Source organism: Alkalihalophilus sp. As8PL, from assembly GCF_040939795.1.
GTDB classification, from domain to species: Bacteria; Bacillota; Bacilli; order Bacillales; family Bacillaceae_D; genus Alkalihalophilus; species Alkalihalophilus lindianensis.
Genome location: NZ_CP162551.1, coordinates 2530651 through 2546955, shown reverse-complemented (window position 1 = coordinate 2546955; position 16305 = coordinate 2530651). Strand labels below are relative to the sequence as shown.

18 protein-coding genes are annotated in these 16305 nt (G+C 40.7%); 6 read left to right on the top strand and 12 right to left on the bottom strand.

What is annotated here, in order from left to right; all coding sequences use genetic code 11:
• Positions 1 to 51: 51 nt before the first annotated feature.
• From thrB to yutH, 4 genes are all read right to left on the bottom strand, one after another.
• Entirely contained in the window at positions 52 to 972 is a 921-nt protein-coding gene (gene thrB / locus AB3N04_RS14300; protein WP_368503391.1) for a homoserine kinase, read from the bottom strand.
• On the bottom strand, positions 969 to 2033 hold the full coding sequence (gene thrC / locus AB3N04_RS14295; protein ID WP_368503390.1) for a threonine synthase: 1065 nt from the start codon (positions 2031 to 2033) through the stop codon (positions 969 to 971). Before thrC ends, thrB begins: the two co-directional genes overlap by 4 nt.
• Positions 2034 to 2035: 2 nt before the next feature.
• Complete coding sequence (locus AB3N04_RS14290) at positions 2036 to 3331, bottom strand: homoserine dehydrogenase (protein ID WP_368503389.1); 1296 nt, start codon at positions 3329 to 3331, stop codon at positions 2036 to 2038.
• A gap of 215 nt (positions 3332 to 3546) precedes the next feature.
• The gene (gene yutH / locus AB3N04_RS14285) at positions 3547 to 4584 is read right to left on the bottom strand and encodes a spore coat putative kinase YutH (protein WP_368503388.1); all 1038 of its coding nucleotides are present in this window, start codon (positions 4582 to 4584) and stop codon (positions 3547 to 3549) included.
• Between the two features lie 143 nt (positions 4585 to 4727).
• Here yutH and AB3N04_RS14280 point away from each other — a divergent pair, with 143 nt between their 5' ends.
• A complete protein-coding gene (locus AB3N04_RS14280) occupies positions 4728 to 5237 on the top strand; it encodes a phosphatidylglycerophosphatase A (RefSeq protein ID WP_368503387.1) in 510 nt (169 codons plus the stop codon).
• A 110-nt stretch (positions 5238 to 5347) separates the two neighbouring features.
• On the opposite strand, the gene AB3N04_RS14275 is transcribed toward AB3N04_RS14280, so the two are convergent.
• The 3 genes from AB3N04_RS14275 to AB3N04_RS14265 all read right to left on the bottom strand — a co-directional run bounded on the left by AB3N04_RS14275 (position 5348) and on the right by AB3N04_RS14265 (position 7327).
• Positions 5348 to 6073 (bottom strand): TIGR01457 family HAD-type hydrolase, encoded by a 726-nt coding sequence (locus AB3N04_RS14275; protein ID WP_368506062.1) that lies wholly within the window; start codon positions 6071 to 6073, stop codon positions 5348 to 5350.
• A gap of 103 nt (positions 6074 to 6176) precedes the next feature.
• The gene (locus tag AB3N04_RS14270; protein ID WP_368503386.1) at positions 6177 to 6809 is read right to left on the bottom strand and encodes a helix-turn-helix transcriptional regulator; all 633 of its coding nucleotides are present in this window, start codon (positions 6807 to 6809) and stop codon (positions 6177 to 6179) included.
• A gap of 68 nt (positions 6810 to 6877) precedes the next feature.
• On the bottom strand, positions 6878 to 7327 hold the full coding sequence (locus AB3N04_RS14265) for a DUF86 domain-containing protein (RefSeq protein WP_368503385.1): 450 nt from the start codon (positions 7325 to 7327) through the stop codon (positions 6878 to 6880).
• Positions 7328 to 7525: 198 nt separating this feature from the next.
• Between AB3N04_RS14265 and glpX the strand changes: the two genes are divergently transcribed.
• From glpX to AB3N04_RS14250, 3 genes are all read left to right on the top strand, one after another.
• Positions 7526 to 8497 carry a class II fructose-bisphosphatase gene (gene glpX, locus AB3N04_RS14260; protein WP_047973445.1) on the top strand — a complete coding sequence of 324 codons (972 nt, stop codon included), beginning with the start codon at positions 7526 to 7528 and terminating at the stop codon, positions 8495 to 8497.
• A gap of 70 nt (positions 8498 to 8567) precedes the next feature.
• A complete protein-coding gene (locus AB3N04_RS14255) occupies positions 8568 to 8834 on the top strand; it encodes a DUF3055 domain-containing protein (protein ID WP_047973446.1) in 267 nt (88 codons plus the stop codon).
• Positions 8835 to 8887: 53 nt separating this feature from the next.
• The gene (locus tag AB3N04_RS14250) at positions 8888 to 9184 is read left to right on the top strand and encodes a hypothetical protein (protein WP_047973447.1); all 297 of its coding nucleotides are present in this window, start codon (positions 8888 to 8890) and stop codon (positions 9182 to 9184) included.
• A 32-nt stretch (positions 9185 to 9216) separates the two neighbouring features.
• On the opposite strand, the gene AB3N04_RS14245 is transcribed toward AB3N04_RS14250, so the two are convergent.
• Positions 9217 to 9537, bottom strand: coding sequence for a YutD family protein (locus tag AB3N04_RS14245; RefSeq protein ID WP_317121399.1), 321 nt, complete (start codon positions 9535 to 9537; stop codon positions 9217 to 9219).
• Between the two features lie 133 nt (positions 9538 to 9670).
• Here AB3N04_RS14245 and AB3N04_RS14240 point away from each other — a divergent pair, with 133 nt between their 5' ends.
• Entirely contained in the window at positions 9671 to 10309 is a 639-nt protein-coding gene (locus tag AB3N04_RS14240; RefSeq protein WP_047973449.1) for a YhcN/YlaJ family sporulation lipoprotein, read from the top strand.
• A 526-nt stretch (positions 10310 to 10835) separates the two neighbouring features.
• Here the strand turns inward: AB3N04_RS14240 and AB3N04_RS14235 are convergent.
• Together AB3N04_RS14235 and lipA are read right to left on the bottom strand one after the other, a co-directional pair.
• Positions 10836 to 12128: a homocysteine synthase gene (locus AB3N04_RS14235; protein ID WP_368503384.1), complete on the bottom strand. Its 1293-nt coding sequence runs from the start codon at positions 12126 to 12128 to the stop codon at positions 10836 to 10838.
• Positions 12129 to 12315: 187 nt separating this feature from the next.
• Positions 12316 to 13224, bottom strand: a complete 909-nt coding sequence (gene lipA / locus AB3N04_RS14230; protein WP_317121402.1) for a lipoyl synthase — start codon at positions 13222 to 13224, stop codon at positions 12316 to 12318.
• A gap of 197 nt (positions 13225 to 13421) precedes the next feature.
• Between lipA and AB3N04_RS14225 the strand changes: the two genes are divergently transcribed.
• On the top strand, positions 13422 to 14429 hold the full coding sequence (locus tag AB3N04_RS14225; RefSeq protein ID WP_368503383.1) for a M23 family metallopeptidase: 1008 nt from the start codon (positions 13422 to 13424) through the stop codon (positions 14427 to 14429).
• Between the two features lie 34 nt (positions 14430 to 14463).
• On the opposite strand, the gene AB3N04_RS14220 is transcribed toward AB3N04_RS14225, so the two are convergent.
• Both AB3N04_RS14220 and AB3N04_RS14215 read right to left on the bottom strand, forming a co-directional pair.
• Positions 14464 to 14580, bottom strand: a complete 117-nt coding sequence (locus AB3N04_RS14220; RefSeq protein ID WP_368503382.1) for a methionine/alanine import family NSS transporter small subunit — start codon at positions 14578 to 14580, stop codon at positions 14464 to 14466.
• Positions 14580 to 16109 (bottom strand): sodium-dependent transporter, encoded by a 1530-nt coding sequence (locus AB3N04_RS14215; protein WP_368503381.1) that lies wholly within the window; start codon positions 16107 to 16109, stop codon positions 14580 to 14582. Before AB3N04_RS14215 ends, AB3N04_RS14220 begins: the two co-directional genes overlap by 1 nt.
• Positions 16110 to 16305: the final 196 nt, after the last annotated feature.

The window sequence follows — 16305 nt, the reverse complement described above, 5'->3', positions numbered from 1 at the left end:
CCTTTTTTTCATGATGGTACTGGTTTGCCCGATATTGCTTGATCTATTCATTTAAGCTTCTTTTAAAAAGCTTGGTACTTTCACTTGGATGCCATGTTTTGCAGGCGCTAATACATCTACATCAAACTCTGGAAAACGGCTTTCAAGTACTTTTTTAACTGAATCACCTTGATGAAGAGGTGCAAGACAGAAGATGGTTGGACCTGCCCCACTTAAAGCTGCTCCATACGCTTGCGTCTCTTCATTCACTACATGGATCACTTCCTCTAAATGAGGAACGAGTTCACCACGATAAGGATGATGGAATACATCAGAACCCATCATTTCTCCTGCTAACTCAAATTCACCTTGTAACAAAGCTGCGACAAGAACATTCGCTACCCCACTCCCTCTAACAGCTTGTTTAAAAGGAAGAGTTTCAGGTAAAACTCCTCTTGCCTTTTTAGTTAACAATTCATGTCTAGGGATCACCAATACAAGATCTAGGTTAGGAACACCGCCATATAGAACATGAGTAGAATCCACAGTGTGAGTTCCAATGACAAGCCCTCCGTAAACCGACGCAGCGACATTATCAGGGTGACCTTCCCATAAGCTGGCTAGGCGAACTTTTTCTTGTGGAGATAGACGATTTCCCATTTGTTGATTAGCAAGTTCAATTCCAGCAACAATCGCAGCAGCACTGCTGCCAAGACCTCTTGTTAATGGAATATCACTTGTCATCTCTACTTCACATGGAGAAAGCTGATAATCAAATGTCTTTGCAACATGATTAGCTACTCTGCAAATTAAGTTTTCCTCACCACTCGGTATCCCTACTAAATCTGGAGAGTCGGAAGAAAAGGACCATACCTCAGCTGGTTTGACAACCAAGTTTAAATAGCGATCAACCGCAAGTCCCACAGAATCAAATCCTGGACCAAGGTTTGCTGTGCTGCCTGGTACAGTAATCATAAAAGGCTCTAAACTCACAGCGTAACCCCTCCCTTAATATGAGAAAGAAAGACATCTTTTTCATTCGGGAGAACTGTAGGTTTAACAGTCACTGTATCCATAGCTGTACTTGGATCTTTTAAGCCATTTCCAGTTAGTACACAGACAATTTTTGCACCTTTCTTTAATTCACCTGATGCCAATTGTTTTTTGACGCCAGCCAATGAGGCACATGAAGCAGGTTCTGCAAATACACCTTCACGCTGAGCCAATAATTGATAGGCTTCTAGGATTTCTTCATCTGTTACATAATCAATGGCACCATTGGAATCTTTGGCTGCGCTCACTGCCTGTGACCAGCTAGCTGGATTTCCAATACGGATTGCAGTGGCAATCGTTTCAGGATCCTCGATGATCTCATCGCGTACAATTGCCGCAGCACCTTCAGCTTCAAACCCACGCATTTCAGGAAGACCTGTACCTTTTTTCTCATTATATTCGTTGAACCCTTTCCAATACGCTGTAATATTACCTGCATTACCTACAGGAATCGCCAGTACATCTGGAGCTTGCCCTAGTGCGTCACACACTTCAAAAGCCGCCGTCTTTTGTCCTTCAATTCGATAAGGGTTAACAGAATTTACAAGGGTAATAGGCTCCGTTTCACTAATCGAACGAACGATTTCAAGCGCATGGTCAAAATTCCCTTGAATTTCTATTACCTCAGCACCATACATAACAGCCTGAGCCAGCTTTCCAAGGGCAATCTTTCCCTCAGGAATGACCACTATACACCTCATGCCAGCACGCGCTCCGTAAGCCGCCGCTGCTGCAGATGTATTACCAGTTGATGCACAAATGATTGTGTCACTGCCTTCTTCTTTCGCTTTAGCTACTGCCATCACCATGCCGCGATCTTTAAAAGAACCTGTAGGGTTTGCACCTTCTACTTTTACATAGAGATCGACTCCCCACTCTTTTGAAAGATGTTCAAGAGGGATCAATGGTGTGTTGCCTTCTCGTAGTGATAATAGCGGTGTTTTTTCATTCACCGGTAAAAATTCTTTATATTCATGAAGTAATCCGTTCCATTTACTCATTTTTATTGTCCCCCTTCGACACGGTAACTGCTCTCAACGTTTTCTACTACTTCTAATGCTTGCAATCGGTCATATAATTCTTGGTAATTTTCCTTGCTTGTATGATGTGTAATCACAATAACTTCTGCTTCCTCTACCCCTTCAAGCGGTAGTTGTAATAGCTTTTCAAAACTCACTTCATATTCCGCAAATAAAGAAGTGATCGCTGAGAATGTCCCTGCTTTATCGGTTACTCTCATTCGCAAAAAGTATTTCGAATCAATCTCTTTGTTCTCTTTTAACACCTTCTCGTGAAGCGGTGCGTTAACAGCATGACCATTCACACCAAGGCGCATATTTTTCATGATCGTTACTAAATCGGATACAACCGCTGTTGCTGTAGGCAGAGAACCTGCTCCTGGCCCATAAAACATCGTTTCTCCAACTGCTTCCCCATACACATATACTGCATTGTACTCATTATGTACAGATGCTAGAGGATGTTCATTAGGTAATAATGTTGGTCCTACACTCACTTCAATTCGATCATCATCTCGCTTAGCTAAGCCGATCAGTTTCATCGTGTATCCTAGCTGCTCACAATAATGTAAATCACGGTCTGTCACAGAAGAGATCCCTTTAACTGACACATCATCTAGCTTTACATCCATCGAAAAGCCAAGTGTCGCTAAAATAGCCATTTTACGAGCAGCATCTAGACCTTCGACATCCGAGGTAGGGTCACTTTCTGCAAATCCTAAGTCTTGCGCCTGTGCTAGCACATCTAAGTATGAGCTACCTTCTTGAGACATTTTTGTAAGAATATAATTAGTAGTTCCATTGACGATCCCCATCATTTTAGTGATTCGATCAGAAGCCAAACCGTCGACTAAGCTTCGTAAAATCGGAATCCCACCTGCTACACTTGCTTCATAAAATAAATCACAGCCATTTTTGGAGGCAACATGTAGAAGTTCTGCCCCGTGCAATGCCATTAAATCTTTATTGGCTGTCACGACATGCTTCTTATGCTCTAGCGCTTGGATGAGTTGTTCTTTCGTTTCATCCACTCCACCCCTTACTTCAATGACTACATCAATATCAGGGTTCGCGCACACATCTTCAGGGTTAGTTGTTAATATGTCGTTATCTACAGTCACGCCACGCTTTTTATCAAGATCACGAACAAGCACCTTAGTCACGTTAACTGCGCAGCCTACTTGATGCTTCAGCTCTTGTTGGTGCTGTTCAATAATTGAGATGACACCAGTACCTACCGTTCCGAGTCCTAGCAGTCCCACATTGATTCCTTGTTTCATTTTTCTCCACTCCAATCCATCTATCTGGTTCTGTATCTCTAAAAAGAACATTTGTATTTGTATAAAGGACATTATAAGATGGATTACCAGATAAAACAAGGGGTATTTTGTAAATGTTCTAACAATTCTCATATATCATAACACAACCACGAGTTACAGAGATTTCTAAATAAAAACAAGATCACCTCAAGTTGTGAGATGATCTTGTTTTTCATTTATAACCATTCCACACTAGGGGTGCGTGATGATGTTTTTGGAATTCGTACCATCTCAGAAAATCCTTTTAAAAACTCTTCATTTGCTCCTTCGTGTTCAATTAAAGAAAAGAAGGTTTGACTATGCTCTTGTTTTTCTTCATTAATTTGAGATCGATAGTAATTTTCGATTGTTTCAAAGTAGTGGACTGGAAAGAGTAATCGAGCATAAGTAAGTCTCCACGCGTACGAGGAAAGAGGTTCATATTGCTCATACCCTTCAATAAATGAGTGAATATCATCCCACTGGCTACTCCTTGATTCCGTTAAATCGTAGCGCTTTTGTCTGACCCACTCAGCAATATCTCGACAAGGATGGTCATACACAAATTCAGTAGGACGTTTTATAATCCCCCCACGAGTAGAGGTAACTAACCATGTCTGATCCGTAAATCGTCTATGACAAACCGTCCCTTTTTCTTGGTCATGCGTCGGATCATCTAACCGAGAGTCGACTGCATATTGGATCGCATTTTCACTCAACCCCATAAAATAAGGATACGAATACAAAAAGGCCTCATCTACATAGGATCTTGGCTTCTCGTAACTAATCTGTTGATACCAACCCTCTAGCTGCTCAAGTCGTTTTTCCCACAATTTATGCCACTGGCCAAAATAATCATGAGACCGTTTTGTTAGCGGCATTTGTTTGCCATAATAATGAATGGTCGCCAAATGCTCTCCCACTTCATAATTGCTCTCTAAGTGAAGGCCTCCATTTCTTTCTTGAGGGGGTAATTCAAACAAATAAACTTCCTGCCCGTCTATTAATCCTACATTTCCACCTTGCTTTGTTTTTGTCACATTCAACATCGTGGAATCACCGATCGAACGATAATAATCTGCATAATCAAGCATCTCTTGTTCATTTGAAGCACATTCTTCTTTTGGAAAAAAAACAAAGGATTTTCCTCCAGCTTCAAATCCTTCATAGTCACCTAAAGCAAACCGAGAATCACAATATAATCCATATTGATCATACACATTCCGCTCAAACACAGTCTTCCCTCCCTACCTACAGCTTCTTTTATCTAGTCTATGACCCATTTGCATAAAATGTGTATCTTTCCCGTAGACTAGTAATAATCATTTTGTCTCCACGCCAAGTGTTGATAAGGTGAATGAACGCTGGAGGGGATTTTATGTCAGAGAAGCAAGAGAAGAAGAATTACGATGAAGTAGAAGAAAGAGCACGACAAGCCTTAGTAGAGCGCGGCGTAACCATTCAGGATATTGCTGACCTCGTTTACTTCCTTCAAGAAAAGTATCACCCTAATTTATCCATGGATGATTGTATTCATAATGTCAACCGAGTGATCAGAAAGCGAGAAATTCAGAATGCGATTTTAACGGGTATTCAGCTCGATGTGTTAACAGAGCAAAAAAAATTAGAAGAACCGCTTCAAGGAATTATCGCTCGTGACGAGGGCTTATACGGTGTTGATGAGATTATTGCGCTATCGATTGTTAATGTGTATGGATCGATTGGGTTTACCAACTACGGATACATCGATAAATTAAAACCAGGAATCTTAAAGGATTTAAATGATAAATCAAGTGGAAAGTGCCACACATTCCTAGATGATATTGTAGGGGCAATCGCAGCTGCAGCTTCAAGTCGTTTAGCACACCGGGCCGCTAACGTTGAGTAACCACTCTTAACCTTTAGATTCGACTCCAATTCGTTTGGGGCAGTCGAATCTAGTACATATTGCTCAAAAAAAAGATTCATGCAATCGCATGAATCTTATTAAACAAACGTTTAATTAATCACCCATTCAGCCAACGACTTAATGACATACGTTGGCTTTTCATCAACGACATTTAAATGTTTTTCTTCTGTTACACCTGTAAGCACCATCAGCGAATCAACATTCGCACGGATCCCCGCCAATATATCAGTATCATAATTATCACCAATCATTAAAGCCTCTTCTTTTCTAATACCAATACGCTCAAGTGCTTGTTCAATCATAATGGACTCAGGCTTTCCAATAAACGTTGGCTTAATTCCAGTAGATGTCGTGACTACTGAGATCAACGAGCCCGCTCCTGGCATTAACCCTCGTTCTGTAGGAAGGGAACGGTCCCCATTCGTTGCGATAAAAGTAGCTCCATTTCGAACAGCAAGTGTTGCTCTTGCTAATTTATCATACGTAATCTCACGGTCTAACCCCATCACCACATAATCAGGATCTGCTTCTACAATTTGATGACCATAGTCAAGCAAACTTTGTCTTAGCCCTTCTTCTCCTACCATCAAGACGCGAGCCTTTTCTTTTTCTTCTGTAATGACACTTGCAGAAGCCATACTAGTTGTGTAAATATGTTCGGTCGTTGCAGGAACTCCCATCTTCACTAAGACGTCTGCCACCTGATCAGGTGTTTTTGTTGAGTTATTGGTAACAAATAAATATGGATATCCTTTTTCCTCTAGCTTCTTCACAAAATCAATCGCTTCAGGAATCGGTTCAGTCCCTCGATACATTGTGCCGTCTAAATCAATTAAAAACCCTTTATACGTCTTCACTTTGCCCTCATTTCTAAACAAACAACCACCTTATAAGAAGGTGGCTATTGCTTTACGATTTTCACTTCGTTTCTTTCAGCCGATACACACAACTTGGTGTATTTTCTTTTGCCATACACTCTTCTCGCTCGATATCATCTGTGTTAAGCAATGTTTTGAAAAGTTTTTGTTCACAATTGCAGGCAATGGGATAAGCGGAAGCTACTTTTGCGATCGGGCAATTATATTCAATAAAACGGTAGGTGCCGTCATCTTCTTTTTCAACTTCCACCATATAGCCATTTTCATTTTGAATACGTGCAAGTGTTTCAACCCGTTCATCAAAGTCTCCGTTGACCGTCGATCCGTATTTTTGTTGCAATCGCTCCCGACGCTGTTCAAATAACTTCTCAATCACTTCCGTTCCACTTATCTTTTCAAGATCTTGTAAGAATTCAAGCGAGAGATTTCCGTAGTTCCTTGGAAAGCTTTCATCTCCCTGAAGTGTTAAAAAATATTTATGTGTAGGACGTCCCATCGGCTGTCTTTCAAGCTTGGAATGGATCAACCCTTCTTTTTCTAACCCTTGTAGGTGTCTACGCACAGCCATCTCAGTAATCTCTAATTGCTGAGCCATCTCTGAAACAGTTAATTCATGGCTCTTTTTAAGCATAACTAATATGACTTGTCTTGTGGAGTTGGTATTATTACTCATGACCATCACCATCCTTCACCTTATTGTAAGCGATGATTCAGTCGTTGTAAATTTATGTGATAAGGACGCTATTTTTCTGATTCCGGTAAAAAGGCAGATACCGGTCCAAGTTCTTCTAGTAAATACCGTCTAACATTAGCAGAAAAATGTGTTAGTGCGTTTAACTCTTGGTTCAGAACCAATGCGACTTCCTCATGTTTTATAGCCGTATAGTGGGTAACTAAAGGCTTTCTCAGACTAACAACTTTCTTTAATGATAAAGCATCCTCTTCCTTAATCACTTTTTCATCAAAAAGAATTTCTACAATATCTTCATAGCTGCCAGGATCACGCATGATAAACCCATCAATCATGCTATTTCCGACATCAATAATAGACTCGATAACAACGGTAGCCAATCTTTCAAAGGCAAGCTTGTCCTTAAGTGTCTCTAATGCCCACTTTTGATCTAACTCGCCCACCATTAATTCCATATATGTAAGTGTTTCTTCAATTTTTTCACGATTTACAAAATACATCTGAAGCACCTTCTTTTTTCAATTAGTATAACACATTCGATCATTTTCAAAGATAAAGACAAACACATCAAAAGAAATGATTTATTCTTCACCTCATTTTTGTTATGATAAAGGACGTACATGATTCGACAAGGGCCTGAATGATTGTCGAACAAACGTAATACACATATTATGATACACAATTGGAGGAGAAACAACTTGGATCGTGAACTAGCCTTAGAAATCGTCCGTGTAACGGAAGCCGCAGCCTTAGCCTCATCTCAATGGATGGGACGTGGCAAAAAAAATGAAGCAGATGATGCTGCAACAAGCGCAATGCGCACCATGTTTGATTCAGTAAACTGCAGAGGAACCGTCGTCATTGGTGAGGGAGAACTTGATGAAGCACCAATGCTCTACATTGGCGAAGAAGTCGGTAGTGGACATGGTCCTGAAGTTGACATCGCTGTAGATCCTCTTGAAGGAACGAGTATTGTAGCAAAGGGACACCCAAATGCGATGGCGGTTATTGCCGTTGCAGATAAGGGAACTCTCCTACATGCACCCGATATGTATATGGAAAAAATCGCTGTTGGACCGGAAGCAGCTGGCCTTGTTCGTTTAGATGACCCGATTGAAAAAACAATCGACATCATCGCTAAAATGACAAATAAACGAGTTCGTGATGTAACCGTCATTATTCAAGAACGTGAGCGTCACGCGGAACTTATTGAACGTGTTCGTCAAAAAGGTGCTCGTGTCACACTTTTTGGAGATGGTGATGTAGGTGCTTCGATTGCTACAGCCCTTCCTCAAACAGGCATTGATCTTTTTGTAGGCACAGGTGGCGCTCCAGAAGGTGTCATTTCAGCTGCTGCACTTAAAGCTTTAGGTGGCGATATGCAAGCCCGTCTTGTTCCTATGAATGACGAAGAATTTGAACGCTGCAAGAAAATGGGACTAGAAGATCCAAGGCAAGTATTGCAATTAAATGATCTTGTACGTGGTGACGATGCAATATTCGCTGCAACAGGCGTTTCTTCGGGTGAACTTGTTGAAGGCGTACGCTTTTTAGGCGGCGACTTAGCTGAAACTGATTCAATTGTTATGCGCGCTAAAACAAGAACAGTTCGCTACATTAAAACGCATCACCATCTAGACCATAAACCACATCTTGTTATGAACGACTAACAATCGCGTTCCCTTTTCAGTCATGGTATGATTAGATAATAAAACTCATGTACTATAGGGGGGTTCATAGATGTCTGAGCGATTTTATTTATATAATGACGTGGAAGAAACACGCACTCGTTTCGTTAGCTTTATGGGCGAATCACAGCGCTTTGATTTAGCCATTATTAATTCTTCTCGCTACTACGGTAAACAACTTGTCCTAGATGTTCAATCTAATCGCTTCGCCATAATTGGAGCAGATGACTTAGACGAACCTGGTTATCTAGAGCATGCTTATCAAATCAGTGAAGAGGATGCGAGTGAATTACGATCATTTTTATACGAAGTGGTCTAATAGTAAAAACCATCTCTTTTGGGGAAAGCTAATCCATAGGAGGTGGTTTTTTTATGCCAAATTCACGTGATAAAGAAACAGAAAATTATACTGATTTCTCTAACGTTGAGTCAATGCGTAATTTCATTTTGCCGGAAATTACACCAGAAGGACCATACGGCTCTCCAATCAATAAAGATACTCCAGTTGTAAATAAGAGTACGCCATGGAAGCCAGGACAACGCTATTACAGCGCTTTCAATTATGAGTTTAAATCACTGCACCAAAACCTTCCTCGTAAATACCCAGGTGCTCATCCTACACACGATGACCCTAATAAAAATGAGGAACCACCTTATACGACGACTTAAACTAGAGAGCCCTTCCCACGAGGGCTCTCCTTTTACTCTTCACCCTCTGCTTGTACAGATGAAGACTTTTCTTTGTCTTTTTCCTTTACTTTCCTTAATACAAAATAAGCACAACCGAAATTACAGTATTCATAAAGATAATCAGGTAACGTACTGATCTTCGTATCAAACGTAGATTTTTTATGGCGGTCGCTAAAGAAACCACGTAAACGCAACTGGTTATAACCCCAGTCACCTACAATATAATCATATTTGTTTAAAACATCACTGTAACGAGCCTTAAAGGCTTCTTCGTTCCAGCCTTCCTTTACATCATCAACAATCTCATATTGCATTCCTTGAATGCGAACCACTGGGCTCACCTCTCTTTTCATACCTTATTATACCACATCATTGCCTGCCAACAGTATCCTTTGTACTCATCATTTTCTATCAGTAAAAAGTTCCTTTTTGGGTCATTCTGTAGATAGAGGGGGAATGAAAATTATGATAAAAAAATCAATGATGGTTACCGGTGTCGCAGCGTTAATGCTTATGACTGGCTGTCAAATGAATGATGTAGGGCAGCAATCGTTGCAACGTACTTCCAATCCAAATTACGGTCCAATGCAAACAAATCAAGGTTATTATCCGATGGGAATGGGACAAAATCAATCCACAGAATATAACCGCTATGGCTATACAAGATACCAAAAAGAACAAGTTGAAGCCAACGGAAAACAGCAATCCACTCCAATGTTTGACCGGACTGAACTTGCCGATACGGTATCTCGTATGGTTTTAACAAATGAAACGGTAAGCGAGGCAGCAACCTTAGTTACTGATAAATATGTGCTTGTTGCTTATGATTGCGATACAAACGACCGCGATTATGTAGCAGACCAAGTAAAACGAAGTGCAATCTCCGTTGTGCCTCGTTACTACGAAGTGTATATTACTGATGACCATGATCATTTTGCAGAAATCGAACGCTTCCAAAATGGCTCCACTACAGCAGGTAACCAAGAAGGTTCACTAAAGCAAACCATCCAAGAAATGCGCCAATCACCACAAGGAGCATACAACGAATCAACCGACGATAACATGAACGTCATGGAACAAAAACAAAAGAAACTGATGGATTAATCGAAAGGCTGAACGGCATGTTCTGGCATTCGAAAACTTAGGGGAGGCAATTAGAAGTCGCTCTTTGACTTCGTTTGACTCACAAAAGTTTCTCGAAGGACAATGCCGTGAAGCTAGACATCGAAAAGCGGAATTGGCTCGTTTAGGTATGAGGACGGTGGAGGTTTGACAATTAGAAGCGCTTTTTGCTTCGTTTGTCAAAGTGAAGCGGCCCGACTACCTGAGCCAATGAAGCTAGACACTGAAAAGCGGAGGCGAGTGGTTTGGCATGCGGAGTATAAGGGTAATTTTTCGGAATTCCGCTCATATATATCAGATTCGCTCATAAAAAAATCGAATCGCTCATATATGAGAAATTACGCTCATATATAGGATATAGCGCACATATCCATCCCTATTTCGCACATAATGACGCTCCATTCGCTCAAAAATGGTAAATCCCGCACATACCGCCACAAACAACAAAACACCCCTACTAAAAAAGGAGCTGCCACAAGGTCAATGACCTGATCGGCAGCCCTTTCTTTTATTCTTGGCTTTTTCCAAGTGCTTGGCCAAGATCTTCTAAAATGTCTTCTATTGCTTCTGTTCCAATCGATAAACGGATCATACCAGGTGTAACCCCTGCAGCTAGTTGATCTTCTTCTGTTAATTGCTGATGAGTTGTACTCGCAGGGTGGATAATAAGTGATTTTGAATCGCCCACATTAGCGAGATGTGAAAATAATTCAACAGAATGAATCAGCTTTTTACCAGCTTCTACCCCGCCTTTTAATCCAAACGTCAAAATGGCCCCTTTCCCTTTCGGTAAGTATTTTTGAGCTAAGTCATAGGAAGGATGAGACTCTAAACCTGAGTAGGATACCCAATCTACAGACTGATGAGCCTCTAAAAACTTTGCGACTTCAAGTGCATTTTCACTATGCTGCTTCATACGAAGGTGCAACGTTTCTAACCCTTGCAACAATAAAAAAGAATTAAATGGTGAAATGGCGGCTCCTAAATCTCGTAAAAGTTGAACGCGTGCTTTTATAATGTAGGCAATCGGTCCAACTGCTTCTGTATAAACGACCCCGTTATAGCTTGGATCTGGTGTAGTTAGACCAGGATATTTATCCGTTTTCGACCAATCAAATTTACCCCCATCGACAATCACACCGCCAATTGATGTCCCGTGACCCCCAATAAATTTCGTGGCCGAGTGAACGACTATATCAGCACCATGTTTAATTGGTTGTAGTAAATAAGGACTTGGGAAGGTGTTGTCGACAATTAGAGGTAGGTCGTGATCATGAGCGATCGCTGCTACAGCTTCAATATCTAATACATCACCCTTAGGATTTCCCACTGTTTCTGCATAGATCGCTTTTGTTTTATCAGTAATAGCAGCCTTGAAATTAGCAGGGTCTGTTGGGTCGACAAAATGCACTTTAATCCCAAGCTTCGGCAAAGTGGTTGAAAATAAATTATATGTCCCCCCGTAAAGACTCGCTGCAGAAACAATTTCATCTCCTGCTTCGGCAATATTTAAAATTGAATATGTAATAGCAGCTTGTCCAGAAGCTGTAGCAAGAGCGGCTGCCCCACCTTCTAGTGCTGCCACACGTTTTTCAAATACATCCGTCGTTGGGTTCATCAGGCGAGTATAAATGTTTCCAAATTCACTTAGTGAAAATAAATTAGCCGCATGATCTGTATCTTTAAATCCATAAGAGGTTGTTTGATACAAAGGAACGGCACGTGAAAATGTTGTAGGATCAATTTCTTGCCCAGCATGTATCGCTAATGTTTCAGGACGAAAATGGTTTTCTTCACTCATCTTAATTCCCCCAAGTATTGTATATATTTATGAATAGTTCCTATTGATTCAATAATATTCACACTATTCCGACTTGTCAAGTTAGAGTAGTATTCCGCAACGTTCATTCTAGTCTCCATAAAGAAAAAACCCCCGAAAGTTAGATTTCTACTCTAACTTCAGGGGGAGGTACCCGCGGCGCTCTTTTTTATGATTTAGCTACTTTATTAGCTTCTTCTCTTACTTGTGCTGCGTTTACTTGCTCATCAGCATGATAAGATGAACGAACTAGTGGACCAGACTCACAGTGGCTGAAGCCTTTTTCAAGAGCAATCTCCTTAAACTCAGCAAATTCTTCTGGTGTGTAGTATTTTAGAACCTTTAAGTGCTTCTTCGTTGGTTGTAAGTACTGACCGATCGTCATGATATCGACGTTATTTGCACGTAGATCATCCATTGTTTCAATAATCTCTTCTCTTGTCTCTCCAAGTCCAATCATTAAGCTTGATTTCGTTGGAATCTCTGGGTTCATTTCTTTAGCACGACGTAAGAATTCTAATGTACGCTCATACGTTGCACGTGCACGAACTCTCGGTGAAAGACGACGAACGGTTTCAATATTGTGGTTCATAATATTTGGTTTGGCATCCATTAATGTTTTTAAGCTATCAAAATTACCTAGCATATCAGAAGGTAAAACTTCGATTGTACAGAACGGGCTTTTACGACGAATAGCACGAACAGTTTCAGCAAATACAGCCGCACCACCGTCCTTTAAGTCATCACGTGCAACAGCTGTAATAACAGCATGCTTTAACCCCATCATTTCAACAGAGTCCGCTACACGTTCTGGCTCTTGTAGGTCAAGTTCAGTTGGAAGACCTGTCTTAACAGCACAGAAACGACATGCGCGTGTACAAACGTCACCTAGAATCATGAAGGTTGCTGTTTTTCTTACTGCCCAGCATTCATGAATGTTAGGACAGCGCGCTTCTTCACAAACTGTATGTAGATTCTTCTCGCGCATCATTTTCTTTAACCCTGTGTACGTTTCATTCGTATTTAACTTTATTTTTAGCCACTCCGGCTTACGTAAATGTTCTTCTTTTTTTGCCACGTTACATCACTCCATCCGCTTTCCCATATTCTGCATACGAAAATCGACAAACCTCGCTGCATTTATCTTTCTATACTTTATCATGATTATTCGTAAATGACCAAACTCTCGCTCGAAATTTCCATTGATTCACTCATATTTTTCTCCAAAAACTTTGCACACTAGAGAAGAAGGGAATTCCTAGAGGAGGGAATAAAGTGAAGCGAGCAATTCAACTATTATTATTGACCTTAATTATTATCAGTTCCACTCCACAACACACTCATGCTAACAATGAAGAATTGAGCCAAGAAGAGATTTTTAAAGGACGTATGGAGCTTTATCAAAAAATGGAGACAGTGACTCAAGTCCCTTGGTATTACTTAGCTGCGGCTGACACATATGAGAGAGGCTTACGTCGAGCTCAACGCGATCGTCCAAGAGAAGAAGGATTAATCTCTATTTATTATGAGCCAGAAGTGTGGGCTGGACCAATTAATCCGAATAAAGAAGATACAAATCCTTTGTCCATTAGCCTTTTTAATGGAGTTGGACTTGACGGAAACGGTGATGGGATCGCAAGTTTAAGCGACGATGAGGATGTACTCTATACATTTGCCAACTATTTAGAGCAGTACGGATTTGATGAAGAAGATTTTAGGATTGCTCTTTGGGATTATTACCAACGTGAACAATCTGTCTCAATCATCCACGGTCACGCTACCGTTTATGAACATTTTGGAAATCTTGATTTAGATGATCATGCTTTCCCTATTCCACTTAACCATAATTACAGTTATAAAAACACATGGGGAGACCGTCGTGGTTGGGGTGGCAGACGTATACATGAAGGTACGGATATTTTCGCTGGTTACAATGTACCTGTCCGGGCAACGGCTTATGGAAAAGTTGAGGTTAAAGGCTGGAATATGTACGGAGGATGGCGTATTGGAATTCGTGACTTAGATAATATTTACCATTATTATGCTCATTTAAGTGGCTTCGAAAAAGGAATTGAAGAAGGAAGCATCGTCTCACCTGGTGATGTGATTGGGTATTGTGGGAGTTCAGGATACGGAAAGCCTGGCACACAAGGTAAGTTCCCACCCCACCTCCACTACGGGATGTACAGAGATAATGGATATACAGAATGGTCATTTGATCCGTTTCCATCATTAAAGTCATGGGAACGAAAAGCCTATCAGGATCGCAAAAAGAAAAAATAAAGGAGTCAGCATTATGCTGACTCCTTGTTTGTGTTTAAGATGATGCTTTCTTTTGTTTTGCTACTCTGACTGCATTTAAAATACTTAGAGCCATTCCGCCCCAAATGATTAGCATGCCAATAACCATCATGACAATTGCGCTTCCACTCATTATAGATCAGCTCCTTTATCATTTGAATCTCCCGGTACATCTAAGTCGTTCTTTTGCCATTTAAAGGATGCAAACACAAACCCGATCACAATGGCTCCAATTGCAACAACCCAGCCCCAGCTTACGACTAACGATGTTGGGTAGTCTTCATAATTAGAAGTAATATTGGTAATCGTATTCTGAATCGCCATGTACCCAAGAACAATTGGTGTAATGATGCTCAAGCAAACCTTCCACCATAGACCTGTTTTAAAGTCTGATACACCGTTTGCATGACCTTGTAGTTCAGGAAGCTTACGAATGAACCAAGAAACAGCGATAACAGATACTAGACCTGCTAATGCTACACCAAACTGGTTGATGAAGTAATCAGCTGTATCTAAGAAGAAAAGTCCGCCCTGTGTAGCAAATAGTAAAGAAATAACAGCTGATAATCCTCCACCAAAGGCAACAGCTTTTGTACGAGAAAGCTTGAATTTGTCTTGAATGCCTGCAACAAATGTTTCAACAATTGAAATAAGTGATGAAAGACCAGCAAGCACTAATGATCCGAAGAATAAGACCCCGAAGAATCCATTCATACCTGGGAATGTATTAATGATTTCCGGGAAGACGACAAAGGCTAAACCAATACCTGCGCTTGCTACTTCGTCTACACCAACCCCAGATGCTGTTGCCATAAACCCAAGTGCTGCGAATACCCCAATACCTGCTAACAACTCAAAACTCGAGTTACTAAAACCTGTAATAAAGGCATTGTTGTTAATATCTGATTTTTTCCCAAGGTAACTTGAGTAGGTGATCATGATTGCAAAGGCAATCGATAAACTGAAGAATATCTGACCGTATGCGGCTACCCACACACCCGGTGACATAATCTCACTCCAGTTAGGCGCAAAGAATGCATCTAGACCAACTAATGCCCCTTCAAGTGTTAATGCACGAATAACAATTAATAAGAACATTACGACTAAAAGTGGAATGAAGATACGGTTAGCCATCTCAATTCCGCGTTTAACCCCTTTAAATAAAACCCCTAGCGTAACTGCCCAAACAACTAATAAAGGAATGAATACACCTGGTACAAGTGAGCCGACTTCACCAAGCGCTCCACCTGATAGATCAATGCGTTGAAGGTATTCTCCCATTAAGAATCCACCAGTGTCCTCGCCCCAACTTTGATTGAATGCAAAGTACGTATAAGCAATCGCCCACGCGATAATAACGGCGTAGTAAGTTGAGATAACAAAGGCAATCGCTACTTGCCACCAACCAATCCATTCTGCTTTTTTGTGTAAACGAGCATAAGAAAGTGGTGCAGATCCACGGTATTTATGACCTAATGTAAACTCCATAATAAGTAACGGAATCCCCGCTGTTAATAGTGCAAAAAGATAAGGTAAAAAGAATGCTCCTCCACCGTTTTCGTATGCAACATATGGAAAGCGCCAAATGTTACCTAAACCGACTGCTGACCCAATTGCTGCTAAAATAAATCCTGCTCGAGTCCCCCATTGCTCTCTAGCCATTTTCAATAACTCCCCTCTGTTGTGTACTATGTTCTTTAAATCATATTCTAAAAATTCTGTAAATAGTATCCACACAAAAATATTTTTTGTCAAAATTATTTGACAATTATTTCGACAAGTCTATTTAGCGCATCAACGTATGGTAGTATCGTTTTTTTCCAACCCCTCCACCTTTAGAGTTATCAGACTATTCATT

Excerpts from the sequence above, each read along its gene's own strand:
- AB3N04_RS14235 (WP_368503384.1), bottom strand. The coding sequence starts at position 12,128 with ATGAGTGAAGAAAACCATTTTCGTCCTGAAACATTAGCGATACATGCT.
- AB3N04_RS14280 (WP_368503387.1), top strand. The coding sequence starts at position 4,728 with ATGTCAGAGAAGCAAGAGAAGAAGAATTACGATGAAGTAGAAGAAAGA.
- AB3N04_RS14215 (WP_368503381.1), bottom strand. The coding sequence starts at position 16,109 with ATGGCTAGAGAGCAATGGGGGACTCGAGCAGGATTTATTTTAGCAGCA.
- AB3N04_RS14240 (WP_047973449.1), top strand. The coding sequence starts at position 9,671 with ATGATAAAAAAATCAATGATGGTTACCGGTGTCGCAGCGTTAATGCTT.
- AB3N04_RS14250 (WP_047973447.1), top strand. The coding sequence starts at position 8,888 with ATGCCAAATTCACGTGATAAAGAAACAGAAAATTATACTGATTTCTCT.
- AB3N04_RS14275 (WP_368506062.1), bottom strand. The coding sequence starts at position 6,073 with ATGTATCGAGGGACTGAACCGATTCCTGAAGCGATTGATTTTGTGAAG.
- AB3N04_RS14290 (WP_368503389.1), bottom strand. The coding sequence starts at position 3,331 with ATGAAACAAGGAATCAATGTGGGACTGCTAGGACTCGGAACGGTAGGT.
- thrC (WP_368503390.1), bottom strand. The coding sequence starts at position 2,033 with ATGAGTAAATGGAACGGATTACTTCATGAATATAAAGAATTTTTACCG.
- AB3N04_RS14220 (WP_368503382.1), bottom strand. The coding sequence starts at position 14,580 with ATGAGTGGAAGCGCAATTGTCATGATGGTTATTGGCATGCTAATCATT.
- AB3N04_RS14255 (WP_047973446.1), top strand. The coding sequence starts at position 8,568 with ATGTCTGAGCGATTTTATTTATATAATGACGTGGAAGAAACACGCACT.
- AB3N04_RS14265 (WP_368503385.1), bottom strand. The coding sequence starts at position 7,327 with ATGTATTTTGTAAATCGTGAAAAAATTGAAGAAACACTTACATATATG.
- AB3N04_RS14270 (WP_368503386.1), bottom strand. The coding sequence starts at position 6,809 with ATGAGTAATAATACCAACTCCACAAGACAAGTCATATTAGTTATGCTT.